Annotated in this window: 23 protein-coding genes; 9 read left to right on the forward strand and 14 right to left on the reverse strand. The window is 59.8% G+C overall.

Going from position 1 to position 24,744, the window contains the following annotated elements; genetic code table 11:
* Positions 1 to 611, forward strand: a 611-nt coding sequence (locus KPL59_RS13525; protein WP_255677048.1) for an MT-A70 family methyltransferase, incomplete at its 5' end; no start/stop codon positions are given.
* 87 nt (positions 612 to 698) lie between these two features.
* Positions 699 to 1,514: a ParA family protein gene (locus tag KPL59_RS13530; RefSeq protein WP_226361002.1), complete on the forward strand. Its 816-nt coding sequence runs from the start codon at positions 699 to 701 to the stop codon at positions 1,512 to 1,514.
* 645 nt (positions 1,515 to 2,159) lie between these two features.
* On the opposite strand, the gene KPL59_RS13535 is transcribed toward KPL59_RS13530, so the two are convergent.
* The 3 genes from KPL59_RS13535 to KPL59_RS13545 all read right to left on the reverse strand — a co-directional run bounded on the left by KPL59_RS13535 (position 2,160) and on the right by KPL59_RS13545 (position 5,807).
* Complete coding sequence (locus KPL59_RS13535; RefSeq protein ID WP_226361003.1) at positions 2,160 to 2,546, reverse strand: hypothetical protein; 387 nt, start codon at positions 2,544 to 2,546, stop codon at positions 2,160 to 2,162.
* A 10-nt stretch (positions 2,547 to 2,556) separates the two neighbouring features.
* Entirely contained in the window at positions 2,557 to 3,192 is a 636-nt protein-coding gene (locus KPL59_RS13540; RefSeq protein WP_226361007.1) for an ABC transporter ATP-binding protein, read from the reverse strand.
* Between the two features lie 482 nt (positions 3,193 to 3,674).
* Positions 3,675 to 5,807: a hypothetical protein gene (locus tag KPL59_RS13545; RefSeq protein ID WP_226361005.1), complete on the reverse strand. Its 2,133-nt coding sequence runs from the start codon at positions 5,805 to 5,807 to the stop codon at positions 3,675 to 3,677.
* Positions 5,808 to 5,980: 173 nt separating this feature from the next.
* Between KPL59_RS13545 and KPL59_RS13550 the strand changes: the two genes are divergently transcribed.
* Complete coding sequence (locus tag KPL59_RS13550) at positions 5,981 to 6,745, forward strand: transposase (protein ID WP_226359656.1); 765 nt, start codon at positions 5,981 to 5,983, stop codon at positions 6,743 to 6,745.
* A gap of 49 nt (positions 6,746 to 6,794) precedes the next feature.
* Here KPL59_RS13550 and KPL59_RS37665 read toward each other — a convergent pair whose 3' ends face one another.
* Positions 6,795 to 7,013 carry a transposase family protein gene (locus KPL59_RS37665; protein ID WP_226361006.1) on the reverse strand — a complete coding sequence of 73 codons (219 nt, stop codon included), beginning with the start codon at positions 7,011 to 7,013 and terminating at the stop codon, positions 6,795 to 6,797.
* Between the two features lie 21 nt (positions 7,014 to 7,034).
* On the reverse strand, positions 7,035 to 7,661 hold the full coding sequence (locus tag KPL59_RS37670) for a lactococcin 972 family bacteriocin (RefSeq protein ID WP_374111626.1): 627 nt from the start codon (positions 7,659 to 7,661) through the stop codon (positions 7,035 to 7,037).
* Between the two features lie 960 nt (positions 7,662 to 8,621).
* Between KPL59_RS37670 and KPL59_RS37675 the strand changes: the two genes are divergently transcribed.
* The gene (locus tag KPL59_RS37675) at positions 8,622 to 9,188 is read left to right on the forward strand and encodes a lactococcin 972 family bacteriocin (protein WP_226361016.1); all 567 of its coding nucleotides are present in this window, start codon (positions 8,622 to 8,624) and stop codon (positions 9,186 to 9,188) included.
* A 21-nt stretch (positions 9,189 to 9,209) separates the two neighbouring features.
* Complete coding sequence (locus KPL59_RS37680; protein WP_226361006.1) at positions 9,210 to 9,428, forward strand: transposase family protein; 219 nt, start codon at positions 9,210 to 9,212, stop codon at positions 9,426 to 9,428.
* 49 nt (positions 9,429 to 9,477) lie between these two features.
* On the opposite strand, the gene KPL59_RS13575 is transcribed toward KPL59_RS37680, so the two are convergent.
* Positions 9,478 to 10,242 carry a transposase gene (locus KPL59_RS13575; RefSeq protein WP_226359656.1) on the reverse strand — a complete coding sequence of 255 codons (765 nt, stop codon included), beginning with the start codon at positions 10,240 to 10,242 and terminating at the stop codon, positions 9,478 to 9,480.
* Between the two features lie 173 nt (positions 10,243 to 10,415).
* Between KPL59_RS13575 and KPL59_RS13580 the strand changes: the two genes are divergently transcribed.
* From KPL59_RS13580 to KPL59_RS13590, 3 genes are all read left to right on the forward strand, one after another.
* Entirely contained in the window at positions 10,416 to 12,548 is a 2,133-nt protein-coding gene (locus tag KPL59_RS13580) for a hypothetical protein (protein ID WP_226361005.1), read from the forward strand.
* Between the two features lie 482 nt (positions 12,549 to 13,030).
* Positions 13,031 to 13,666, forward strand: a complete 636-nt coding sequence (locus tag KPL59_RS13585; protein ID WP_226361007.1) for an ABC transporter ATP-binding protein — start codon at positions 13,031 to 13,033, stop codon at positions 13,664 to 13,666.
* Positions 13,667 to 13,676: 10 nt separating this feature from the next.
* Positions 13,677 to 14,063: a hypothetical protein gene (locus tag KPL59_RS13590; protein ID WP_226361003.1), complete on the forward strand. Its 387-nt coding sequence runs from the start codon at positions 13,677 to 13,679 to the stop codon at positions 14,061 to 14,063.
* 645 nt (positions 14,064 to 14,708) lie between these two features.
* Here the strand turns inward: KPL59_RS13590 and KPL59_RS13595 are convergent.
* From KPL59_RS13595 to KPL59_RS13625, 7 genes are all read right to left on the reverse strand, one after another.
* Positions 14,709 to 15,524, reverse strand: a complete 816-nt coding sequence (locus tag KPL59_RS13595; RefSeq protein ID WP_226361002.1) for a ParA family protein — start codon at positions 15,522 to 15,524, stop codon at positions 14,709 to 14,711.
* 87 nt (positions 15,525 to 15,611) lie between these two features.
* The gene (locus tag KPL59_RS13600; protein WP_226361008.1) at positions 15,612 to 16,472 is read right to left on the reverse strand and encodes an MT-A70 family methyltransferase; all 861 of its coding nucleotides are present in this window, start codon (positions 16,470 to 16,472) and stop codon (positions 15,612 to 15,614) included.
* A 53-nt stretch (positions 16,473 to 16,525) separates the two neighbouring features.
* Positions 16,526 to 17,458 carry a BglII/BstYI family type II restriction endonuclease gene (locus KPL59_RS13605; RefSeq protein ID WP_226361009.1) on the reverse strand — a complete coding sequence of 311 codons (933 nt, stop codon included), beginning with the start codon at positions 17,456 to 17,458 and terminating at the stop codon, positions 16,526 to 16,528.
* 404 nt (positions 17,459 to 17,862) lie between these two features.
* Positions 17,863 to 18,462, reverse strand: coding sequence for a hypothetical protein (locus tag KPL59_RS13610; RefSeq protein ID WP_226361010.1), 600 nt, complete (start codon positions 18,460 to 18,462; stop codon positions 17,863 to 17,865).
* Entirely contained in the window at positions 18,462 to 21,578 is a 3,117-nt protein-coding gene (locus KPL59_RS13615) for a hypothetical protein (RefSeq protein ID WP_226361011.1), read from the reverse strand. The genes KPL59_RS13610 and KPL59_RS13615 overlap by 1 nt, the downstream gene beginning before the upstream one ends.
* A gap of 624 nt (positions 21,579 to 22,202) precedes the next feature.
* On the reverse strand, positions 22,203 to 22,694 hold the full coding sequence (locus tag KPL59_RS13620) for a single-stranded DNA-binding protein (RefSeq protein WP_226361012.1): 492 nt from the start codon (positions 22,692 to 22,694) through the stop codon (positions 22,203 to 22,205).
* Positions 22,695 to 22,759: 65 nt separating this feature from the next.
* Entirely contained in the window at positions 22,760 to 23,338 is a 579-nt protein-coding gene (locus tag KPL59_RS13625) for a hypothetical protein (RefSeq protein ID WP_226361013.1), read from the reverse strand.
* A gap of 55 nt (positions 23,339 to 23,393) precedes the next feature.
* Between KPL59_RS13625 and KPL59_RS13630 the strand changes: the two genes are divergently transcribed.
* Positions 23,394 to 23,867 (forward strand): NUDIX hydrolase, encoded by a 474-nt coding sequence (locus KPL59_RS13630; protein WP_226361014.1) that lies wholly within the window; start codon positions 23,394 to 23,396, stop codon positions 23,865 to 23,867.
* Here the strand turns inward: KPL59_RS13630 and KPL59_RS13635 are convergent.
* Positions 23,835 to 24,410 carry an HD domain-containing protein gene (locus tag KPL59_RS13635; protein ID WP_226361017.1) on the reverse strand — a complete coding sequence of 192 codons (576 nt, stop codon included), beginning with the start codon at positions 24,408 to 24,410 and terminating at the stop codon, positions 23,835 to 23,837. The genes KPL59_RS13630 and KPL59_RS13635 overlap by 33 nt on opposite strands.
* Positions 24,411 to 24,744: the final 334 nt, after the last annotated feature.

Raw genomic sequence — 24,744 nt, forward strand, 5'->3', positions numbered from 1 at the left:
ACGCGGACGGGTTGGCTGTGATGCAGTCCTGGGGTTTCCGCTACGTCTCCAACATCGTCTGGGCGAAGCGACGGAAGGACGGTGGTCCGGACGGGCGTGGGGTCGGCTTTTACTTCCGCAACGTGACGGAGTTGCTGATTTTTGGCGTCCGGGGCTCGATGCGTACGCTGAGCCCGGCTCGAAGCCAGGTCAATATGATCGAGACGCGAAAGCGCGAGCATAGCCGCAAGCCGGACGAGCAGTACGACCTCATCGAGGCATGCTCCCCAGGGCCCTTCCTCGAACTGTTCGCTCGTCATCCACATGAGGGGTGGACGGTGTGGGGCGATGAGTCCGGTGATGAAGTAACACCTCGGGGAAGGCCGCGCCGAGGGTACGGCGGTGGCCCGATCCTTGCACCCGTCCTCGCCCCGCACGAGCGGATGCCGCAGGGCACGTACGACAAGGTTGCGCAACGGCTCCGCGCTGAGTACGAGAGCGGGACGAGCATCAGAGGCCTGTGCAACCAGACTGGTTACGGCATCACCCGCGTCAGGTCGCTGCTGGTCTCGGCAGGGGCCACCTTCCGTGAACAGGGCGCGCACGAGGGGAGCGCCTATCCTGCCCGGTAAACGTATGTGTGATCACGTGATCATGCAGACACGTGATAACCTGGAATAGGGGTGGTCACGTGATCGCACACTCGCTACGCTGGGACTATGACTGCGTCAGTGGTTGTTCTGTCCGGCAAAGGGGGCACCGCCAAGACTCTGTGGCAGACGCTCATAGCTGGTGAGGCGTCCCGCGAAGGATTACGGGTGCTGCTGGTCGACGTCGATCCCGAGCGCAACCTGTCCAACCGGTTCGACGCTCCCGCACACGTCCCCGGGCTCGCCGGAGTGCTCACCGACGCCGGGGTGACCTCCGGCGAGTCCAACGCGGAGAAGGGTGCCGCCCGGGTCGACTCGGAAATCATCCCGACCCGCTGGCCGGGCGTGGACCTACTCCCGGCAGGCGCGTCGCTGACCGGAATCGCGCAGGTGGCGATCCCGGACCTCTGGCTGTTGCGTGACATCGCCGAGGCGGCCGGGTTCGGGCGCCGTTGGGACCTCGTGCTCTACGACACCGGTGGCCGGACCGGCGCGCTCACCACGTGCGCAATGTACGCCGCAGACGTGGCCTACGCGCCGATCACCGCCACCACCGACGCCATCCGTAAGGCAAGCGAGGCCCGAGACCGGGTCAAGAAGATCCAGCGGTCGCACCGGCTGCGATGGGCTGGTGTCGTGCTGAGCGGGTTCGACACCCGGATCAACGTACAAACGGTCATCCGGGAAGACGCCATCACGCAGTTCGGCGACCAGGTGCGTGCCGAGCTGCCACGTCGCGCCGCCGTCGACGAGGCGTTCCAAGTGGGCTGGCGGCTCGGCGACCGGCGCGACCCGGAAATCACCGCCCTCGCCGACATCGTGCGCGGCTTCCTGTTGCGCGACCTCATGCGCCGCCGTTCAACTCACAAGACAGGGGAACCCTAATGACCGCAAAGAACCGACTCCGTGAGCAGATGCAGCGCCCACAGGCTATTGACCCCGACACCCCCGCACCGCCGCCTGAGAATGCCAAGGAGGAGCCGAAGCCCACGCGGAAGCGTTCCACCCGCACGACCGCCGAGAAGCCCGCAGCGGCTACTACAGCACCCACCGAGACCCCCGCTCAGGAGCGACCGTCGCGCGCACAGGTTCTCGCGCCACCCTCCGCCAAGGTTGCACGCCGGATCGGGCTTTACCTCCACGACGAAGACTATCGCACGCTCAAAACCGCAGAACTAGACGACCGAGCCGACCCCCAAGACCGCATGCGAGCAATGCTGGCCCTCTACCGACACAACACCCGATACCGCACGGCTGTCGACCGCCTCGCCCGCACAGCACCAAAAGGAACCGGGCGCGTCTAAAGGGAGAATTCTCAGGAAATCACTTATGGAGCCTAGGTGGCCTCCTGAGAGTACTGCGAGCGCTGACGTACGATTCCGTGATGACTGTCCCAGGTTACGAACCTGGGACTGTCCCAGGTTGGTTCCCCTGGTCAGCCCCCCTCTGGGACACCTAGGACACCTGGGACGAGGCACGTTCAGGCAGTAGAGGCACTTGTTTCGATAAATTCGCTGAATAGTAGCATAATTATCCGCGAGTGATTTTTTCCTGCAGATCCGCGTCAATCTCAACCAAAACTGGGACTTCCCTCAGTCGTTCAACGGAAACGTCAACGCCATATCGCTTAAGCTTCTGGCGAATCGTTTCCCAGTCTTGAGCCTCTCCCGTCCTTTCTGCATCGTCAGGCAAAAGAAAATCGATAGCGTCCTCTCGCAGTTCTAGCCTGGTCAAAGATGAGAGCGCAGCACTAGATGATTTGCCACCAGTAGTTTGCGACCAGCCATGCTTTCGAACTTGTATCGTGCGATAATCTCCAGTCCTTACGTATTCAACGATAACAAAGTGCAGCGTCCAGTCTGGAACGCCACCAGCGTAGGAGACTTGAACAATCAATGTTTGAACTTCAGTGGACATATGAGGTTAATTATCCGTTGCTAGAATAATTAAGCGCGTCACCAGCTGAACACTCCGACACAACTCCTTTACTTCGAGGAGAATTGAGAGGCATCTCATATTCGATGTCTGCGCAGGCCCGGATCTGATCGCTGTGCGTTGCCACAATAATTGACGCGCCTTCCGCACTAAGTTCACCCATGACATCGATAACCATATGAGTATTGTCGTTATCCAGTGCTGATGTCGGTTCATCAAGAAGTACAATTGGAGGATTTTTTATTAGTAGCTGAGCTAGGGTTATCCGTTGCCGCTCTCCTCCGCTGAGATGGTAGATTTTCTCCTTCTGTATACCTGCCAGACCTACACGTTCAAGGGCCTCTTCTTCGGGCTTTGGACGCTCTCGCCGTCTCGTACGCGCCAGCCGAAGGTTCTTCGATACCGTCTCGTTCTCCACTAGCGCAGGGGTTTGTAGCAGATAGCCGATGTTGTGGCGGCGATATTTTAGTCTGGCTCGATATCCGAGCTTAGTTACGTCGATCTCACCACCGTATACAATTCGCCCGCTAGTTGGCCGTTCAAGGAGGCCAAGACAGTTGAGTAGCGTTGTCTTGCCCGAGCCGCTCGGTCCAGAAAGTACCGCGATGCATCCGTCGTCAACAGACATACTAAAATCAGACCACAAAGTTCTAGGACCGAGTACTTTTCTCAAGCCATCAATAAGAATCATTATCTAATCTACTCCTTATTGAGAGTGTGTTTGAGAAGATCTCGGACGGGACGACCCTGTTGATCCGCTCGGCCCACCTGGGGGCGTTGTGGCAAAAGCCGTCGCAGTGGCCTGCCCTCGGCTCTCGGCATGCGCTTCTCAAGCACGTTCTGAGACAAGGGGAGAGCTCTGGTTGCAACCACCCGGCGATGCATAACATATAGAAATGCAGTGAACAACACAACCACCATTTCGGAAGTGCTAATCATGGGTACCAGTCGGCACCAGTCAAGAGCTGGAGCGGATGGCAGCGGAAGGATGTTGGCGTTGAGATGCTCGGCAATCTTATAACCTGCATATCCATGACAAAGCATCAAAGTACTTAGGGGAATAATAACGATCTCACGAGTGGGCACACTCTAGCGAGTTCCCCAAAAGCTTCAAATAGGGTCGGCGGGCCGCGCTGAACAAATTTTCCGGTAGCTAATGTAGAGGAGTCCAATAAAGCCTGCCGATGTGATTCCCGCGATCGACATCGCCGGGACTAACCTTTCCCAGTCTGAGGGTGAAGCAGTAGGAGGGGGAGGCATGCCTGCGGTGATGTAGGCGTTTATTTCCTTTGATCGCAGCCAATTGCTCATAGCAATCCAAGCTAAGATAGTTACCGGGATCGAGATTTCTTTGAGTACCGCTCGGTAATGAGTGTACCAGAATCCGCGCCCTGCGATGTGCCCCGCATACATGGCTTTCTTTAGTCTTTGCACCTGAAGTGTGCGCATCGTGGTCACGGTCAGTGTCAACGTAATGGAAAGTAGGCTGAGTGTCAGCAAGTCTTCACTCAGTCGATACTTCGCTATCACGTAATTGTCGTCCAGCAATCCGCGGATTGGGATTGCCCCTGCTAAGTGCTCAACGGGAGCGTGTGAGGATTTTGATGAGATATCATCCTTTGAGGTGATAGCACCGTTATATGAAGCCCATGCGGCTAGCCGTTCATTACTTATCAGGGGGGTGCCATTTTGCATTGAGATGATTACCGGGTCATGACTTACTGGCCAGTCGACTGAATGACCGTCAGCAGTGCTGGTCTGACTGCGGGTTCCATACACAAATACTGACTGGCCGCTTTTCGCTAGTACTGTCTGAATCTGTGGCTCCGCGACCCCTGTTGGCAGTGCTTCACTAGAGAATTCAGATTGTACGCTCTCCAGGATGGCGCGTGAGTACTGACCAAGATGCTCTGGAATAATCACACGAATTACTCCGTTCAGAGAAGGTCCAATTCGGACTCCAGCAAGGTCAACTAATGGTTGCTCAGCAAGGAGCGTGCCATTCGCCCAAAGTAACTCTGTATTCTCTAGAGGGATCCACTCGGAAACATTACTTCTCAGTGAGTCTCGCTTCATAACGATGGCTCGACCGCTCAAGTCGAGCCGCCTCAGCCATGCCCCGACTTCTTCGAAATCTTTATTGCTGTCTTCCTCAGTGCGATGCGCTGGCATAGCGATACTTGCCCGACTGTCTATATTTGTATACGCAGGAGGGTCGAAAGTCCGATGCGTGAGGCTCTCCCAGTCGGTGGCCACTCCAGTCACTGCTGGGATAACGAGCAGAACTGCCGAAATTCGCCAGAAGTACAGGACGCCAACTGAAAATAATACCCGCATCCTTCCTTTTAGTGAACTCATCGCCGATGAAGAAGACACGACAAGTAATCCTATAAAATAGGCTACCGATATTGCGGTCCCCGTCAGGAGGCTCATCGCTACAGAAAAGCAAGCAAAGGTAGAGACCTGAGCCCACTTATTATAGATAAAAAGAACCGCTGTTGTGATCCCTGCGTAGACTGTAATAGAGGCCGCCAAGAACGGGAGGATGGACCGCCCGTCCCAGTAAGCCATTCGAAGTAGACCTGCGCCATGCAGGCGCCATACTGCGTATCGTCGAGCCTGAAGCAGTACCGTTGATATAGCCATTGTCATTATTGCAGCAATTAATCCGCTAAATAATCCGGCAGATCTCGCCGCATAGAGTGCCATGACTTCCATGACGGTAGGAGATTCGGTCAAGACTCCCGTCATTCCTAGTTCTTTTAGGCGAACCGAGAGTTCATCAGCCGCATTACGTGATCCGTAAATTCGATATAAGGCCCGTGAGTCAAGCGAATCTAGAGGATCAAAGGGGCGGATGTCTAGTTTTAACACCGATGAGGTGCTGAACGGTCTCAACCTCTCCTCGGCCCAGGAAGTTCCACTCGATCCTGAGGGGCCGGTCGCCACGTAAACTTTGCGGCCGCGATCACTGTCTCGACGATCACTGTCAATGCGCAAGACCGCGGCGTCGTGTTTATCGGCGACTTCAGCGATAGCTGCGACTGTATTGGCCCACGGGGTGGCATTGCTCGACCTTGTGATCTCTAGAACTAGATCGCTATTCCAACCTGGATAGCGATCTCCTTCCATTGAAACTGTCACGCCCATGAAAGCAGCTACGACTAGAGAAAAACAGACTATATATCTCGATCCGCTAGAACTGGTTCTGCCGAAGTGCAACATCTTGATCGCGAGTTTCACTGAGATATTCTCACTAGCTTTTTGATTGTGTTGTTCGGTCCTGCTCCACACCGAGAGGCTTATTCAGGCCCCGTGAAATAACGATCTAGCCCGGCGTGTCGGGTTGGGCGACAGCCCGTCCATCGCGAATATTGGTTTGCCGAATCAATCCGAGATGAACGGGCTGCCGCAGTATGTACTATACCACTGGTTTCCGGCGTGATGAAATTCAGGATCTTGTCGCTATAGTGTATGAGCAGGATCAGCGGGACGCGACGGAGGCACGTTTGTCTTGGCCGCCGGTTCTGGGGTTGTTCTGGTCGGTGGTGATCACGTTGGCGTATCTGCGCGGGAATCGTGTGCAGTGGGAGTTGGCGGAAACCTATGGGGTGTCGCAGTCGACGGTTAGTCGAGCGATCACGGGGGTGACACCGTTGCTGGCACAGGCGCTGCGGAGTGTCGTTCCGACGGCAGAGGAGCTTCGTGCCGATCGGCAGTACATCATCGATGGAACCTTGCTGCCCTGCTGGTCATGGGCCGCGGTGCCGGGTCTGTGGTCGGGCAAGCATCGCACCACCGGCGTCGTCGTCCAGGTCGCAGCCACCCTGGAAGGGCAGCTGTCGTGGATCTCCGACCCGACCCCAGGCTCCCGACACGACCTATATTGCCTCGACCAATCCGGCGCCCTCGACCACCTCGCCACATACCCCCCGATCGGCGATAAAGGATACATCGGGCGCGGCATGCTCACCCCGTTCAAAAAACCACCCGGCCGGGAACTTCTCAACTGGCAAAAAACATTCAACAAGAGCCTCAACCACACACGCGCCACCATCGAACGAGTCATCGCCCATATCAAAACGTGGAAAGTTCTCCACACAGACTACCGGCGGCCCTACGCCACATTTAAAACGACAATCTCGGCAGTCATCGGACTCATCTTCTACACACTTACCTGACGGAGCCTGAATAAGCCTCCGAGCACAACCGAACAACATGATCAAAAAGCTAGTGAGAACACCTCAGTGCCCGAAAGGTGTTCTCGAGCAGGGCGTTTCCGCGTTCGGTGAGAGCTCTGGTCGCAGAGTGCAGAGCGTTGACGGTCCGCTGGTTAGGGGTGAGTCCGGCCCCGGCGCAGGTCTTAATCGGCAGGGGGTGAGCCGGCGGGTCCTCGCCCTGGTAGCCGAGATCGGCCTGTACAGTATGGTCGTCGTCGCTGAAACTCACCTCACTGTCGCGCTACGTGAATTACCAGCGCCAGGATGTCTTCATTGCGCCACCGAGTGGATTACGCGAAAGGGAGGTGTTCGCCCAGATTCCTCGCTTGACATCTGCGCGTGAAATCCTTTCATCCTGACTCGTGGTTGCGCCGTGATGTCTGTCCCGGTGATAATAATTTGACCAACCATTAACCACGGTTGTGCCGTAGTCCCAAGTACCTCCGCCTACCTGTGCCCTAACCGCATGCCGAGTCGTATTATCTTCACTGGGGGACGTTACGACACCAGGAGGCTTATTCAGGGTGATCATGAAGTGCGGTGTTTCTCCAGGTCGGGACCGCAGCGAGGTAGCCCGCCAGGCGGCCCTGAATAAGCCTCCAGGGGGAATAATTACAGACCCGCCAACAATTTCACCTAGTTGATTGTGCTGATCAGGGCCTTTAATCACTCCACTATCAGCAGGTGTTGGAATGGGTCCATCTTCTGCCCATGCAGAGTTGAAGTTGAATGCGGGCGTGGCGGTCTGACTAATTCCTGCTGGAGTGCTGGTGAGGTGTGGGGTGTTTGCTGCGGCGATTCCGCTAGCTGAGCTCATTGCAATGGCAGTGACGAATGCTGCAATGGTGAGGGAGCGCGCAATCTTCTTTGGTTGCATGGAAGCATGCGAGCACGGTGGACTGCCCTCTGTCAAGGGGAAGCACGTAGCGTAATTGTGCTGTTGCTGTGAGTGGTTTTTGACAGTAAACGCTTGAAGTGCGACATCACCTAGAACCCCCTGCGGGGTTTGCGGGGTTTGCTAGGCTCTCCTCCCCCACTCCCATCATGCACGAGGTGGTAAGCCTCACCTAACTCACTGTCATCACTCTAGGGGAATTCACTCCGCCAAACCCCGCAAACCCCGCACACTCACAGTAATCGAAAACCACCCACAGTAACCGAGAGCGACAACTACACAAAGTCAACACGCAATCACTCAATCACGTGATTATTACCCAATCATGCGATCACGCAATCACGCGATCACAAGACTATGACCAGCAAAAACACGCGCAGAACGACGCAGTCGTTCACCAACACGCGGGCGCAGCCCGCGAGCCCCCCCTGCGCAGGGGGGGCTCGCGGGCTGCGCCCGCGTGTTGGTGAACGACTGCGTCGTTCTGCGCGTGTTTTTGCTGGTCATAGTCTTGTGATCGCGTGATTGCGTGATCGCATGATTGGGTAATAATCACGTGATTGAGTGATTGCGTGTTGACTTTGTGTAGTTGTCGCTCTCGGTTACTGTGGGTGGTTTTCGATTACTGTGAGTGTGCGGGGTTTGCGGGGTTTGGCGGAGTGAATTCCCCTAGAGTGATGACAGTGAGTTAGGTGAGGCTTACCACCTCGTGCATGATGGGAGTGGGGGAGGAGAGCCTAGCAAACCCCGCAAACCCCGCAGGGGGTTCTAGGTGATGTCGCACTTCAAGCGTTTACTGTCAAAAACCACTCACAGCAACAGCACAATTACGCTACGTGCTTCCCCTTGACAGAGGGCAGTCCACCGTGCTCGCATGCTTCCATGCAACCAAAGAAGATTGCGCGCTCCCTCACCATTGCAGCATTCGTCACTGCCATTGCAATGAGCTCAGCTAGCGGAATCGCCGCAGCAAACACCCCACACCTCACCAGCACTCCAGCAGGAATTAGTCAGACCGCCACGCCCGCATTCAACTTCAACTCTGCATGGGCAGAAGATGGACCCATTCCAACACCTGCTGATAGTGGAGTGATTAAAGGCCCTGATCAGCACAATCAACTAGGTGAAATTGTTGGCGGGTCTGTAATTATTCCCCCTGGAGGCTTATTCAGGGCCGCCTGGCGGGCTACCTCGCTGCGGTCCCGACCTGGAGAAACACCGCACTTCATGATCACCCTGAATAAGCCTCCTGGTGTCGTAACGTCCCCCAGTGAAGATAATACGACTCGGCATGCGGTTAGGGCACAGGTAGGCGGAGGTACTTGGGACTACGGCACAACCGTGGTTAATGGTTGGTCAAATTATTATCACCGGGACAGACATCACGGCGCAACCACGAGTCAGGATGAAAGGATTTCACGCGCAGATGTCAAGCGAGGAATCTGGGCGAACACCTCCCTTTCGCGTAATCCACTCGGTGGCGCAATGAAGACATCCTGGCGCTGGTAATTCACGTAGCGCGACAGTGAGGTGAGTTTCAGCGACGACGACCATACTGTACAGGCCGATCTCGGCTACCAGGGCGAGGACCCGCCGGCTCACCCCCTGCCGATTAAGACCTGCGCCGGGGCCGGACTCACCCCTAACCAGCGGACCGTCAACGCTCTGCACTCTGCGACCAGAGCTCTCACCGAACGCGGAAACGCCCTGCTCGAGAACACCTTTCGGGCACTGAGGTGTTCTCACTAGCTTTTTGATCATGTTGTTCGGTTGTGCTCGGAGGCTTATTCAGGCTCCGTCAGGTAAGTGTGTAGAAGATGAGTCCGATGACTGCCGAGATTGTCGTTTTAAATGTGGCGTAGGGCCGCCGGTAGTCTGTGTGGAGAACTTTCCACGTTTTGATATGGGCGATGACTCGTTCGATGGTGGCGCGTGTGTGGTTGAGGCTCTTGTTGAATGTTTTTTGCCAGTTGAGAAGTTCCCGGCCGGGTGGTTTTTTGAACGGGGTGAGCATGCCGCGCCCGATGTATCCTTTATCGCCGATCGGGGGGTATGTGGCGAGGTGGTCGAGGGCGCCGGATTGGTCGAGGCAATATAGGTCGTGTCGGGAGCCTGGGGTCGGGTCGGAGATCCACGACAGCTGCCCTTCCAGGGTGGCTGCGACCTGGACGACGACGCCGGTGGTGCGATGCTTGCCCGACCACAGACCCGGCACCGCGGCCCATGACCAGCAGGGCAGCAAGGTTCCATCGATGATGTACTGCCGATCGGCACGAAGCTCCTCTGCCGTCGGAACGACACTCCGCAGCGCCTGTGCCAGCAACGGTGTCACCCCCGTGATCGCTCGACTAACCGTCGACTGCGACACCCCATAGGTTTCCGCCAACTCCCACTGCACACGATTCCCGCGCAGATACGCCAACGTGATCACCACCGACCAGAACAACCCCAGAACCGGCGGCCAAGACAAACGTGCCTCCGTCGCGTCCCGCTGATCCTGCTCATACACTATAGCGACAAGATCCTGAATTTCATCACGCCGGAAACCAGTGGTATAGTACATACTGCGGCAGCCCGTTCATCTCGGATTGATTCGGCAAACCAATATTCGCGATGGACGGGCTGTCGCCCAACCCGACACGCCGGGCTAGATCGTTATTTCACGGGGCCTGAATAAGCCTCTCGGTGTGGAGCAGGACCGAACAACACAATCAAAAAGCTAGTGAGAATATCTCAGTGAAACTCGCGATCAAGATGTTGCACTTCGGCAGAACCAGTTCTAGCGGATCGAGATATATAGTCTGTTTTTCTCTAGTCGTAGCTGCTTTCATGGGCGTGACAGTTTCAATGGAAGGAGATCGCTATCCAGGTTGGAATAGCGATCTAGTTCTAGAGATCACAAGGTCGAGCAATGCCACCCCGTGGGCCAATACAGTCGCAGCTATCGCTGAAGTCGCCGATAAACACGACGCCGCGGTCTTGCGCATTGACAGTGATCGTCGAGACAGTGATCGCGGCCGCAAAGTTTACGTGGCGACCGGCCCCTCAGGATCGAGTGGAACTTCCTGGGCCGAGGAGAGGTTGAGACCGTTCAGCACCTCATCGGTGTTAAAACTAGACATCCGCCCCTTTGATCCTCTAGATTCGCTTGACTCACGGGCCTTATATCGAATTTACGGATCACGTAATGCGGCTGATGAACTCTCGGTTCGCCTAAAAGAACTAGGAATGACGGGAGTCTTGACCGAATCTCCTACCGTCATGGAAGTCATGGCACTCTATGCGGCGAGATCTGCCGGATTATTTAGCGGATTAATTGCTGCAATAATGACAATGGCTATATCAACGGTACTGCTTCAGGCTCGACGATACGCAGTATGGCGCCTGCATGGCGCAGGTCTACTTCGAATGGCTTACTGGGACGGGCGGTCCATCCTCCCGTTCTTGGCGGCCTCTATTACAGTCTACGCAGGGATCACAACAGCGGTTCTTTTTATCTATAATAAGTGGGCTCAGGTCTCTACCTTTGCTTGCTTTTCTGTAGCGATGAGCCTCCTGACGGGGACCGCAATATCGGTAGCCTATTTTATAGGATTACTTGTCGTGTCTTCTTCATCGGCGATGAGTTCACTAAAAGGAAGGATGCGGGTATTATTTTCAGTTGGCGTCCTGTACTTCTGGCGAATTTCGGCAGTTCTGCTCGTTATCCCAGCAGTGACTGGAGTGGCCACCGACTGGGAGAGCCTCACGCATCGGACTTTCGACCCTCCTGCGTATACAAATATAGACAGTCGGGCAAGTATCGCTATGCCAGCGCATCGCACTGAGGAAGACAGCAATAAAGATTTCGAAGAAGTCGGGGCATGGCTGAGGCGGCTCGACTTGAGCGGTCGAGCCATCGTTATGAAGCGAGACTCACTGAGAAGTAATGTTTCCGAGTGGATCCCTCTAGAGAATACAGAGTTACTTTGGGCGAATGGCACGCTCCTTGCTGAGCAACCATTAGTTGACCTTGCTGGAGTCCGAATTGGACCTTCTCTGAACGGAGTAATTCGTGTGATTATTCCAGAGCATCTTGGTCAGTACTCACGCGCCATCCTGGAGAGCGTACAATCTGAATTCTCTAGTGAAGCACTGCCAACAGGGGTCGCGGAGCCACAGATTCAGACAGTACTAGCGAAAAGCGGCCAGTCAGTATTTGTGTATGGAACCCGCAGTCAGACCAGCACTGCTGACGGTCATTCAGTCGACTGGCCAGTAAGTCATGACCCGGTAATCATCTCAATGCAAAATGGCACCCCCCTGATAAGTAATGAACGGCTAGCCGCATGGGCTTCATATAACGGTGCTATCACCTCAAAGGATGATATCTCATCAAAATCCTCACACGCTCCCGTTGAGCACTTAGCAGGGGCAATCCCAATCCGCGGATTGCTGGACGACAATTACGTGATAGCGAAGTATCGACTGAGTGAAGACTTGCTGACACTCAGCCTACTTTCCATTACGTTGACACTGACCGTGACCACGATGCGCACACTTCAGGTGCAAAGACTAAAGAAAGCCATGTATGCGGGGCACATCGCAGGGCGCGGATTCTGGTACACTCATTACCGAGCGGTACTCAAAGAAATCTCGATCCCGGTAACTATCTTAGCTTGGATTGCTATGAGCAATTGGCTGCGATCAAAGGAAATAAACGCCTACATCACCGCAGGCATGCCTCCCCCTCCTACTGCTTCACCCTCAGACTGGGAAAGGTTAGTCCCGGCGATGTCGATCGCGGGAATCACATCGGCAGGCTTTATTGGACTCCTCTACATTAGCTACCGGAAAATTTGTTCAGCGCGGCCCGCCGACCCTATTTGAAGCTTTTGGGGAACTCGCTAGAGTGTGCCCACTCGTGAGATCGTTATTATTCCCCTAAGTACTTTGATGCTTTGTCATGGATATGCAGGTTATAAGATTGCCGAGCATCTCAACGCCAACATCCTTCCGCTGCCATCCGCTCCAGCTCTTGACTGGTGCCGACTGGTACCCATGATTAGCACTTCCGAAATGGTGGTTGTGTTGTTCACTGCATTTCTATATGTTATGCATCGCCGGGTGGTTGCAACCAGAGCTCTCCCCTTGTCTCAGAACGTGCTTGAGAAGCGCATGCCGAGAGCCGAGGGCAGGCCACTGCGACGGCTTTTGCCACAACGCCCCCAGGTGGGCCGAGCGGATCAACAGGGTCGTCCCGTCCGAGATCTTCTCAAACACACTCTCAATAAGGAGTAGATTAGATAATGATTCTTATTGATGGCTTGAGAAAAGTACTCGGTCCTAGAACTTTGTGGTCTGATTTTAGTATGTCTGTTGACGACGGATGCATCGCGGTACTTTCTGGACCGAGCGGCTCGGGCAAGACAACGCTACTCAACTGTCTTGGCCTCCTTGAACGGCCAACTAGCGGGCGAATTGTATACGGTGGTGAGATCGACGTAACTAAGCTCGGATATCGAGCCAGACTAAAATATCGCCGCCACAACATCGGCTATCTGCTACAAACCCCTGCGCTAGTGGAGAACGAGACGGTATCGAAGAACCTTCGGCTGGCGCGTACGAGACGGCGAGAGCGTCCAAAGCCCGAAGAAGAGGCCCTTGAACGTGTAGGTCTGGCAGGTATACAGAAGGAGAAAATCTACCATCTCAGCGGAGGAGAGCGGCAACGGATAACCCTAGCTCAGCTACTAATAAAAAATCCTCCAATTGTACTTCTTGATGAACCGACATCAGCACTGGATAACGACAATACTCATATGGTTATCGATGTCATGGGTGAACTTAGTGCGGAAGGCGCGTCAATTATTGTGGCAACGCACAGCGATCAGATCCGGGCCTGCGCAGACATCGAATATGAGATGCCTCTCAATTCTCCTCGAAGTAAAGGAGTTGTGTCGGAGTGTTCAGCTGGTGACGCGCTTAATTATTCTAGCAACGGATAATTAACCTCATATGTCCACTGAAGTTCAAACATTGATTGTTCAAGTCTCCTACGCTGGTGGCGTTCCAGACTGGACGCTGCACTTTGTTATCGTTGAATACGTAAGGACTGGAGATTATCGCACGATACAAGTTCGAAAGCATGGCTGGTCGCAAACTACTGGTGGCAAATCATCTAGTGCTGCGCTCTCATCTTTGACCAGGCTAGAACTGCGAGAGGACGCTATCGATTTTCTTTTGCCTGACGATGCAGAAAGGACGGGAGAGGCTCAAGACTGGGAAACGATTCGCCAGAAGCTTAAGCGATATGGCGTTGACGTTTCCGTTGAACGACTGAGGGAAGTCCCAGTTTTGGTTGAGATTGACGCGGATCTGCAGGAAAAAATCACTCGCGGATAATTATGCTACTATTCAGCGAATTTATCGAAACAAGTGCCTCTACTGCCTGAACGTGCCTCGTCCCAGGTGTCCTAGGTGTCCCAGAGGGGGGCTGACCAGGGGAACCAACCTGGGACAGTCCCAGGTTCGTAACCTGGGACAGTCATCACGGAATCGTACGTCAGCGCTCGCAGTACTCTCAGGAGGCCACCTAGGCTCCATAAGTGATTTCCTGAGAATTCTCCCTTTAGACGCGCCCGGTTCCTTTTGGTGCTGTGCGGGCGAGGCGGTCGACAGCCGTGCGGTATCGGGTGTTGTGTCGGTAGAGGGCCAGCATTGCTCGCATGCGGTCTTGGGGGTCGGCTCGGTCGTCTAGTTCTGCGGTTTTGAGCGTGCGATAGTCTTCGTCGTGGAGGTAAAGCCCGATCCGGCGTGCAACCTTGGCGGAGGGTGGCGCGAGAACCTGTGCGCGCGACGGTCGCTCCTGAGCGGGGGTCTCGGTGGGTGCTGTAGTAGCCGCTGCGGGCTTCTCGGCGGTCGTGCGGGTGGAACGCTTCCGCGTGGGCTTCGGCTCCTCCTTGGCATTCTCAGGCGGCGGTGCGGGGGTGTCGGGGTCAATAGCCTGTGGGCGCTGCATCTGCTCACGGAGTCGGTTCTTTGCGGTCATTAGGGTTCCCCTGTCTTGTGAGTTGAACGGCGGCGCATGAGGTCGCGCAACAGGAAGCCGCGCACGATGTCGGCGAGGGCGGTGATTTCCGGGTCGCGCCGGTCGCCGAGCCGCCAGCCCACTTGGAACGCCTCGTCGACGGCGGCGCGACGTGGCAGCTCGGCACGCACCTGGTCGCCGAACTGCGTGATGGCGTCTTCCCGGATGACCGTTTGTACGTTGATCCGGGTGTCGAACCCGCTCAGCACGACACCAGCCCATCGCAGCCGGTGCGACCGCTGGATCTTCTTGACCCGGTCTCGGGCCTCGCTTGCCTTACGGATGGCGTCGGTGGTGGCGGTGATCGGCGCGTAGGCCACGTCTGCGGCGTACATTGCGCACGTGGTGAGCGCGCCGGTCCGGCCACCGGTGTCGTAGAGCACGAGGTCCCAACGGCGCCCGAACCCGGCCGCCTCGGCGATGTCACGCAACAGCCAGAGGTCCGGGATCGCCACCTGCGCGATTCCGGTCAGCGACGCGCCTGCCGGGAGTAGGTCCACGCCCGGCCAGCGGGTCGGGATGATTTCCGAGTCGACCCGGGCGGCACCCTTCTCCGCGTTGGACTCGCCGGAGGTCACCCCGGCGTCGGTGAGCACTCCGGCGAGCCCGGGGACGTGTGCGGGAGCGTCGAACCGGTTGGACAGGTTGCGCTCGGGATCGACGTCGACCAGCAGCACCCGTAATCCTTCGCGGGACGCCTCACCAGCTATGAGCGTCTGCCACAGAGTCTTGGCGGTGCCCCCTTTGCCGGACAGAACAACCACTGACGCAGTCATAGTCCCAGCGTAGCGAGTGTGCGATCACGTGACCACCCCTATTCCAGGTTATCACGTGTCTGCATGATCACGTGATCACACATACGTTTACCGGGCAGGATAGGCGCTCCCCTCGTGCGCGCCCTGTTCACGGAAGGTGGCCCCTGCCGAGACCAGCAGCGACCTGACGCGGGTGATGCCGTAACCAGTCTGGTTGCACAGGCCTCTGATGCTCGTCCCGCTCTCGTACTCAGCGCGGAGCCGTTGCGCAACCTTGTCGTACGTGCCCTGCGGCATCCGCTCGTGCGGGGCGAGGACGGGTGCAAGGATCGGGCCACCGCCGTACCCTCGGCGCGGCCTTCCCCGAGGTGTTACTTCATCACCGGACTCATCGCCCCACACCGTCCACCCCTCATGTGGATGACGAGCGAACAGTTCGAGGAAGGGCCCTGGGGAGCATGCCTCGATGAGGTCGTACTGCTCGTCCGGCTTGCGGCTATGCTCGCGCTTTCGCGTCTCGATCATATTGACCTGGCTTCGAGCCGGGCTCAGCGTACGCATCGAGCCCCGGACGCCAAAAATCAGCAACTCCGTCACGTTGCGGAAGTAAAAGCCGACCCCACGCCCGTCCGGACCACCGTCCTTCCGTCGCTTCGCCCAGACGATGTTGGAGACGTAGCGGAAACCCCAGGACTGCATCACAGCCAACCCGTCCGGTAGCAGAGCGTTGGGCACCCACAGGTACAGGTGCGCGTTGTCCGCAGCCACCCCCCCCAAGGGAATGTCCTTGATCGCGTCTAAGGTCATCGTGGAGTAGCGATCCAGCCGCCGGTGCTCCGGAGCTACCTTTCCGGTCCGGTTGGTGAATCTCCATGGAGGGTCAGCCAACACAGTCTTGAAACCCCCGACCGTCTCCGGGAGCGGGGCAACGACGGCGTCCGGGCGGAGTGGCTCCACTATCTGGCTCATGACCTAAACCTACCAAGTAGATCTGACAACAGATCTAGCCGTCCGCAACGTGTCTACATTTCCTTCGTTTCGCGCATCGGCGGCATGAGGTCGATCGCCTCCTGCCACATCCGGTCATGCTGAGGCTTCGCCTCCGCCCACGACGAGTAGACATCACGCCAAGCCTCCTTGAACGTTGCCGCCTCGTCCAGCCGCGCCCGCACCTGTTCAGCCAGTTCAATGCCATCGATACGTGCTGGTTCGATCCCCACCAGCAGTAACGGGCACTCGCCGCCGCCACCGAGATTAACCTTTGGGACCAACTTTGACCAGTGGGTGGTGGACTGCCCGTACTTGTAGCCACCATCCTTGCTACGAATGGTGGGGCCGATGAGTGATTGCAGTCCAGGGCCACGCGTCACGATCACGCCGACCGCGATAGCTCCCTCATGGTGCAAGGCCTTGAAGTTAACAAGGTCCCGATCGTAGAACGGGTCCTTGTTGTTCCATTCCATCTCAACCGCGATACCTGGCAGCGGTTGCTCCAGCGTACCCTTACCGAACATGTCGATTTCGTGGCCACGCACACGGTTGGTGCGCAGCGGGGCGCCGTCGAGTCGGACTGACTTCTCGATCGTAACGTTCTGCTTTCCCCACACCTTCTCGTCGCTTGGCGAGAGCACGTCAGCCAGCGACCTATCGAAGCGAGCGACGAAGACGGTGCGACCGCCCCCGCCCGCTCGCAACTCATCAAGAGTCGGGCGGAACGCGTCCAAGGCCATTACCAGGTCACTAAACCGCTCGGGGAAGGCCTCTCGCAGGATCACGTCGGCGTATCGAGTAGCACCGTAGACGTAACCCTCTGGCCATCCGTCAGTCGTGACCGTGCGAACCTCACCAGCGACATCGACGGCATCGTCCTCGACGGGCTCCGGAGTGTCGTCGGTTCGCTCCACCGAGGGAGATTCGTCAAGGCTCACACGCACAACGCTATCGGCCAGCGGCACCTTCCTCGACTATAGGTTGGGTCGCGTCGTCCAGCAGGCCGCACTGAGAGCCTTTTTCATCGTGATTCTGCTGGTCAGGGGCTTGGTGAGGGCGGTGGTGTAGCTGGGTGAGCCTCCCGGGAGAACAGCAATCGACCAAGATCAGCTGTCTCACCAGGAGGCTCGGCGTGTTGCCCTACCTTGCTGCGATGACAGATGGTCGGGTCACGCAGTACTGCCGCGCCGCTTCCGGTCCTCACCCGCCCCTGGGGGCGGGCTGCGGTCCGGGTCGACTTGCCCTCGGACAAGTGCGCGATCACGTGAACACCCTCCCTGGTCAGCGTAATCACGTAGCCACTCGATCACGTGACCGCAGACGCTTTGACCAGGGATGACAGGAGCGTGAAAAGCAGCCTATTAGACGGTCAGTCATGAAACTCGATGCGCCCGAAATTGCGGAACCGCACGTCAGCGCCGTACCTGTCACGTATCGCGGAGTTCAGCTCCTCCACCACCTGATGTCGCGCGGCGCGCGCTTCGTCCTGCGCCTGGTCACGGCCATAGGTGCGCAGCCCCGAGTACGCCTCGGCGATCGCGCGGCGGTTCGCCGCGTTGGGGGGCCGGTCTTCGGCCAGCCACGCGCGCAGGGTGCGGGCGGTCGGGTTGAGCCCGGCACGGTCCGCCAGCTCAGACCCGCGCGCGGTGCCGGTCAGGGCTCGCAGTTGAGCGTGCCAGCCGGTCGCGGTGTAGCTGGTGGCCTCACCCTGCGCGGCGCGAGCATTGGCCTGCTTCATCGACGACAGTGCCGCCCCGACCCGGTCTAGGTCGAGCCGGTCGAGCCGGACCGCCGCGCGCGGGGTCTCGACCCCGGCCCACTCCACGCGAGCGCCGTAGACCGTCATCCGCTCCGGCATCTGCTCCTCCCCCGCCTGATACTCCTCCCAGGCGCGTTCAGCCGCCGCTTCCAGCGCGGCTTCCTCAGTGTCGGTGTAGTCGGTCGCCGGGCCCGTGTCCTTGCCGGCCATCAGGTCTCCCGGGTCTCGCGCGTCTTCGCCTTGAAGCTGCCGAGCGCGACGCCGTCCGGATCAATCTGAAGGGGAGCGCGGCCCCCGGGCCGCGGGGTGGTGGTCACGACTTCGAGCGCGTCAGCCGGGAGTACCAGCTCATCGACGTTCGCCAGCGCGACCGGTCCGAGCTCCGGGGCGAGCTTGCGGCAGTCGTTCGCCCACCGCCACAGAGTCGCCGACGCCTGCGCCTGGATGGTGTGCGTCCAGTCTGGCCGCTGTGCTGCGGCGCGCCACTCACGGGTATTCCCGCTGGTCGGGGTGCCCAGCATCAGGGACAACGCCTGTCCGAACGCGGTCTTGACCGCCGCGTACTGGTCCGAGTCGCGACCGTAGGTCGTGATCGCCTCTTTCCTGAGGGCGTTGATGTAGCCGGTCCAACCTGAGAGCCGCACACCGGCTGCGGTGTAGGAGTCGAGTACCGTCAGGTCAGCCCAGCGGCCTTCCTCGGCAAGATCCCGTAGCAACGCTGCGGTCGGTGTCGGCACCCACAGCTCGGTGGCCTTTCCGTGCCCGGCTAGCGGGTGCGGCAGCTCGTCCCCCTCGGCCCACGGGTGCACCTGGACCTGCCAGTAGCCCGCGCGCTGCGCGTCGAACTCGCATTCGCCGGTGTGCTCCAACCCGCCGTGTGCCACGAGCACCGACGACGCAGCCGCTACGAACGCGCCGGAGCGGTCCAGGGACACGACTTCCCCGGCGAACGGGCGCTCCCACGCCCACGAGCTGATCACATGCGCGGCCCACGTGATCCCCGGCAGCGGCGGGCGCCAGAACGGCCGGCGGAGCCGACCCTCGGCATCCTTGCGGCGCGGCGCGAACTCCTCCTCCAGGGCCCGCAGCACACGCAGCGGGTCGCCGTCGGCGAGCGCGGCCGTGTCAGCTGTCAGCCGCGCGGCCTGTTCCTGTCGCCGCTTCTGCGCGAACGCGCGCGCCGACGAGCCACGGCGCGCGCCGGACTTCGCGGCGGGCGGCTCGGGCGACGCGGGCGGAGTCAGCACCTGGCCGTCATCGGCAGGGCGGTCCTGCTCCGGCGGGGTCGACGGCGCCGAGGTGCGGTCACAGTCGCGGCGTGGGCAGCCGTCCGGGGTCGCGTGCCGAGCGGTGCCGCACCGCGACCGAATCAACGTGGGGTGCCCGCACAGGACGCAGGGCTCCTCTTGGCCCTCGTCGAGGACCACTCCGAACCCGCAGGCGGGCCCGGGGACCTGACAGGCCACACACCCAGCGCCCGCCGCCGCAGGGGTCTGAGCGGGAGACGATTCCGGCGCCGCGGTGCGCGCGCCCGTGGTCAGCGGTTCCGGCCCCCCGACCGCAGCCTTGACCGGCACCGGGTAGCCCTCGGTCTCGCCGAGATGCTCGATGCGCCACATCCCGATCTTGTCGCGGGTCCGCCCGGCCCGCCGGACGGTGATCTTCTCGCCCGCCCATCGTCCTTCCCGGTTGGTCAGCCACCGCCCCAGGCTCTTCGCGATGACACCGACACCGAGTCGTCCGCGCACGACCTTCTCGCCCAGCTCTGCGGGGAGAGCGTCGAGCGGGATCGGCCGCCGCGCCGCGTTCGCCTGATCAAACTCGCCGTTCCCGACGTGGTGATCCTCGGAGACCAGCGCCAGCAGCTCCTTGACCGTCCAAGCTCGTTCCCCGAACTGGCAGTGCACCGCTTCGAGGAAGTCTCGCCACTCCTGGTCGTCGTCTCCGACGGTGATCCGCTGGGAGTCGGCCCCGTCGAACGTGCCGGGAATGCCAGCGTGCCCCAAGATCCCGTCCACGGTCTCGATCCACGCCCGGTAGGAATCCGCTCCGGCCTTGCGGCGCAGGGGCCGCCCGGCGACCACCCACGCCCTGATCAGCGTGAGCAGCGCCCCGATCAGCGCACCACGGCGCTGCCCGACCCAGCTCTTCAGGTCCTTGATCGTGAAGTCGTTCCGCTTCTCGGGGTGCGGGACGCCGGGGTCGATGGTGATCTGCACGGTGCGCCGGACGAGGTCCCCCCCGAGCGACATGTTGTTCCCGGTGACCACCCAGATGCGATCGTTCTTCGCGGTCACCATCTCGGTCGCACCGAGTCGCCGATCCGACCAGACCGGCGAGGTGAGCAGGCCAGCGAGTACCGGGGACTTCAGCGTCCCGGACACGTTGTCGAACTCGACCACCGGCGCGGTCGTGGTGTCCAGGATCGTGGTGATGGACTTGCGCCATTCCTCCGAGTCGGCGGGGGTGTCCGCGCGGAACACCCCCCCGTGCAGTGTCCGTATGATGTCAGACAGCAGCGACTTCCCCGACCCCGGCGACGGGGCACCGATCGCGGCCAGCTTGTAGGGCGGCGGACAGATCTCCCGCAGCAGCGGGGTCAGCAGCATCCCGACGTAGTTGGCGTGGTCGGCCTCGGACTTGAACGCGAAGTCGCCGAGCATGTCCGACAGCAGCGTGACCGCCGCACGGACATCAGCGCGGGTCGGTTCCTGCGGGACCGGCGGCACCGTCAGCCCGTCCGGCGGCAGGAAGATCAACCGCGTCTCGGGGTCGTAGCCCGGCTGGTCGATGATCGTGCCGTCCCGGCGCGGCGTCGGCACGTGCGTCACGCCGCGCAACGGGCGCAGCGACCGCATGTAATCCAGCGAGTCCACCGCCCGCTGCGCCGCCTCCAGCGGGAACAGCGTGTCGACCTCACGCGGCGCGCCGTCCTTGGTGTAGCGGATCTCGCGGCACGAATGCGTCTGATCGACCAGCGCGGCGACCTGGCGGGCAGTCACACGCCGGACCTGCGCGGGCCCGTCATCGTCGCCCGGATCGCGGGGCGGCACGTGCCCGTCCTCACCGACGCGAGGGGTGTGCACGACGTCGTAGCCGCGCCGGAACACGCCCGACAGCGGCCCGGCGCCCATCGAAGCAGTGAGCCACTGCAAAGACCCGGCAGGGGACTCGATCACCAGCTCCGGCCGCTCCGGGCCCCGCGAGACCGGCCGCCCGGGCGCGGCCCCTCCGGTGCTGCCGGACGTGCGGCGCCGACGCGTCGGCGACTTCTTCTCGGTACTAGCAGCGGATGCCGCCGCCTTGCTCGCGGCCTTCCCGCTCACCGGGCCCACCGCCGCGTCCCGGTAGTAGCAACACGCTTAGTTTGCGTCGCCTGGCCTGGCGTTGGCCTGTACAGTCGCACGCACGACCTCCTACGAGGTAGTTCGGTCGAGGACCCCCCGACGCGCCGCGAAACGAGACGGGGGGTCTTCGCATGTTCAGGGTCGGTTAGGCGCTGAGGTCCAACTGCTTCGCGTGGTCGGGCACAGGGAAGCCGTGAGCCTTGGCCACCAGCCGGATCAGATACTCGTTGAGGCTGAGTCCGAGCGCGGTCGCGCGCTCCTCGTAGAGGGCCCGGTGTTCGGCTGGCCAGTGCACCTTGCAGGGGTTGCGTGGCCCCCAGCGTGGCGTTGGTCCATATGACATGAGCCATTCCTACCGGAACCAGACTCTGAGTCGGGGTAGACGCGCCGACGACGCCGGATCGTGTGTTCATCGGTTCCCCCTCCTGCCTGTCCAGGACCACGGCCCCGGCAGGTCGACGCGCTGGCGGTGCGCGCAGCTGTTCCAGGACCAGGGTCCGAGCCGGACGGTCACCGATGTGATCCGCCACCGGAGCCATCCGGTGGCCGCAGCGTTGATCACGAGGGGGCCGAGCGGGAGGCGTTTGCGGCCGTGCACGCCCATCAGAACGGCCCCTCCTCGTTGTCCTGGCCCTTGGCGTCGCCCTGCGGCTTCTCAGTCCAGGGTGGTCGGGTTCTGCGGTCGGCGGTCTCTCCGGTGCGCGGGTCGACCGGTGCCGCGCCGCCGTTCCTGCCGCGCTTGGTGATGACGACGGTGGCGAACTGGGTCGAGGCGCCGACCTCGTCGGCCTGCATCTCGATCACGGTGCGCTTGTCGCCTTCCCGGGTCTCGAACGAGCGCTGCACGAGTCGGCCGTGCACGATCAGTCGGTCTCCCTTGCGTGCGGACTCGGCGAGGTTTTCCGCGGGATCGCGCCACAGGGTGCAGCGCAGAAACAGCGGGTCGCCGTCGCGCCATTCGCCGGTCTGTCGGTCGAATGTGCGTGGATTCGATGCGACGGTGAAGTTCGCGACCGCGGTACCGGACTCGGTGAATCGCAGCTCGGGGTCGGCTGTGAGGTGCCCGATGATGGTGGTGACGGTCTCTCCGGACATTCCGATCGGTGTCCTTTCCTGGCGAGGTTCTGAAGGGCTGACTTCCTGGTTTCTTGTTGTGTCGGTCAGGCTACTTCGGCGGGCTGGTCGGAAGTTTCCTGTTCCCACATGGCGCCCCACTCGTCAAGGCTCTGAGTGGTCCATGTGGGAGACCGTCCCGCCCGTTGTGTGTTCGGGATCTCGCGGGCCTGTCGCCGCTTCCTGAAGGTTTCCGGATAAATGCCCAGGTAGGCGGCCGCGTCCACGTTTCCCGTCACCCACTCCGTGCCGCTCTGCGTCGATTCCTCGGCGGTCGGCGTGCCCGGTTCCCACTTCCCACTCCCGTCGGTTGGCCCAGTGACAGCGACCTCGTTCGCCGCGTCATGGGAAGTAGTTGTGGCCCACTGCTTGATTTCGTCGTCGGTGGCCCAAATGTTCTGAACCCACGTCTCGGATTCGCCGTCGGAATAGATCCAGCGGCCCCGTTCCGGGCGTGACCGCGGCACCGGAAACGTTCCGACGAGACGCATCCAGTTCTGCCGCCGGAATCCCGCGAGCCCGCGGAACCCGAGGCTCGTGATCAGTCCGATTCCACCGGTGATCTGGTGGTCGATTCGTTGTCCGGCGAGCACGATGTGAACGCTGAACGCCGCGCCTTGCCACATGGAGGCATCCCGCGCAGCGCTGACGACACCGCCTCTGATCCGGCATCCTTGTCTCATGCCACGCGTTGACTACTACGACGACCCAGCAGCTCCGCCTGCCAACTCCCTCGTGCCGTCTGTGACCGCTGCCGTCCGAGACGAGGAGGGACGTCTCCTGATGATTCACAAGGTGGACAACAATTACTGGGCTCTCCCCGGCGGTGGGATGGACCTTGGCGAGTCGGTAGCCGCTGCGGCAGCGCGGGAGGTGCTCGAAGAGACCGGCGTGACTGTGGAAATCACCGGCCTCGTAGGTATCTATACTAATCCGAAACACGTGATGGCCTATGACGACGGCGAGATTCGACAAGAATTCTCAATCTGCTTCCACGCTCGTCCGCTTTCTGGCGCCCCTCGGGAAGATGGCACGGAAACCAAGGCAGCAAAGTGGGTCGAGGTTGATCAAATCCGCAAATTGTCTATTCATGAGTCGATGCGCCGGCGCATCGAGGATGCATTAGCCAAAAGTGAGCGGCCAAAAATCTCCTGAACCGGCCGCCTGTAGACGTGCAGTAGTCCGCGAAATGGCCGCGCTGATAAGCGGTTGAGCAGAAGTCATTGCTCGACCAACAACAGAGCTAGAGTCGTAGCGATCTAGAATCTCGGCGAGGCGGGCGGTGTAGTCGAATGGCTCACCACTTGGACCGGTGGTCATGTCTGCCATCCACAAGGCGTCCGCCGTGGCCGAGCGTTCTCGTTGCCACCGACGTAACTCTGAAAGCAGTCCACGTTGCTCAGCTTCACACTCTGCCGCGGAGTGATGCGCAACTAGGGCGCATAAGCGCTCCGAGTAGCCGAGACCGGCTAAGTATGAGGCGCCGTCGATTTGATGCATTCCGGTCTGTCGAGCATCAGGCGCGTAACCGAGGTCATGCCACCATGCGGCAACAATCAACAGGTCAGAGTCTTCGGCGGGCACAGCTAGCGAGAGGTCAGCCGCCCTTGCCGCCACAGCTACCGTGTGCTGCCAGCGTTGACCTAACGGCTCCAGGAGCTCGCGTGCGACCTCGGCGGCGGCCGACGGACTAGGCATCTCGGACACGTCCAGGACTCTACGGCGGATCACTGCTTACGGGGCGGCGGACCTGGGCGTAGATCGCCGTCCGAGTTCATAACCACAGCATCCGCCCTGCGGGGTATGCAGGGTATGCGGACTGAAATTCCCCACCCCCACCATGCACGAATCGGTAAGCCTCACCTAATCCCTTGCTGCGCTCTGGGAGAATTTTGGGTCCGCATACCCCGCAAACCCGCACAACCCTCAGTAACCGAAAACCACCCACAGTAACCGAAGGCCGACGACTACACAAAGCCACCACGCAATCACGTGATCATGCGACCATCACCCAATCACATGATCACACAAT

This window comes from Pseudonocardia sp. ICBG1142 (assembly GCF_020496255.1).
Taxonomy (GTDB): domain Bacteria; phylum Actinomycetota; class Actinomycetes; order Mycobacteriales; family Pseudonocardiaceae; genus Pseudonocardia.

Excerpts from the sequence above, each read along its gene's own strand:
- KPL59_RS13550 (WP_226359656.1), top strand. The coding sequence starts at position 5,981 with ATGTACTATACCACTGGTTTCCGGCGTGATGAAATTCAGGATCTTGTC.
- KPL59_RS13530 (WP_226361002.1), top strand. The coding sequence starts at position 699 with ATGACTGCGTCAGTGGTTGTTCTGTCCGGCAAAGGGGGCACCGCCAAG.
- KPL59_RS37675 (WP_226361016.1), top strand. The coding sequence starts at position 8,622 with ATGAGCTCAGCTAGCGGAATCGCCGCAGCAAACACCCCACACCTCACC.
- KPL59_RS13610 (WP_226361010.1), bottom strand. The coding sequence starts at position 18,462 with ATGGCCGGCAAGGACACGGGCCCGGCGACCGACTACACCGACACTGAG.
- KPL59_RS13595 (WP_226361002.1), bottom strand. The coding sequence starts at position 15,524 with ATGACTGCGTCAGTGGTTGTTCTGTCCGGCAAAGGGGGCACCGCCAAG.
- KPL59_RS13630 (WP_226361014.1), top strand. The coding sequence starts at position 23,394 with ATGCCACGCGTTGACTACTACGACGACCCAGCAGCTCCGCCTGCCAAC.
- KPL59_RS13635 (WP_226361017.1), bottom strand. The coding sequence starts at position 24,410 with ATGCCTAGTCCGTCGGCCGCCGCCGAGGTCGCACGCGAGCTCCTGGAG.
- KPL59_RS13585 (WP_226361007.1), top strand. The coding sequence starts at position 13,031 with ATGTCTGTTGACGACGGATGCATCGCGGTACTTTCTGGACCGAGCGGC.
- KPL59_RS13535 (WP_226361003.1), bottom strand. The coding sequence starts at position 2,546 with ATGTCCACTGAAGTTCAAACATTGATTGTTCAAGTCTCCTACGCTGGT.
- KPL59_RS13600 (WP_226361008.1), bottom strand. The coding sequence starts at position 16,472 with ATGAGCCAGATAGTGGAGCCACTCCGCCCGGACGCCGTCGTTGCCCCG.
- KPL59_RS13540 (WP_226361007.1), bottom strand. The coding sequence starts at position 3,192 with ATGTCTGTTGACGACGGATGCATCGCGGTACTTTCTGGACCGAGCGGC.
- KPL59_RS13575 (WP_226359656.1), bottom strand. The coding sequence starts at position 10,242 with ATGTACTATACCACTGGTTTCCGGCGTGATGAAATTCAGGATCTTGTC.
- KPL59_RS13620 (WP_226361012.1), bottom strand. The coding sequence starts at position 22,694 with ATGTCCGGAGAGACCGTCACCACCATCATCGGGCACCTCACAGCCGAC.
- KPL59_RS13625 (WP_226361013.1), bottom strand. The coding sequence starts at position 23,338 with ATGTGGCAAGGCGCGGCGTTCAGCGTTCACATCGTGCTCGCCGGACAA.
- KPL59_RS37670 (WP_374111626.1), bottom strand. The coding sequence starts at position 7,661 with ATGCAACCAAAGAAGATTGCGCGCTCCCTCACCATTGCAGCATTCGTC.
- KPL59_RS13590 (WP_226361003.1), top strand. The coding sequence starts at position 13,677 with ATGTCCACTGAAGTTCAAACATTGATTGTTCAAGTCTCCTACGCTGGT.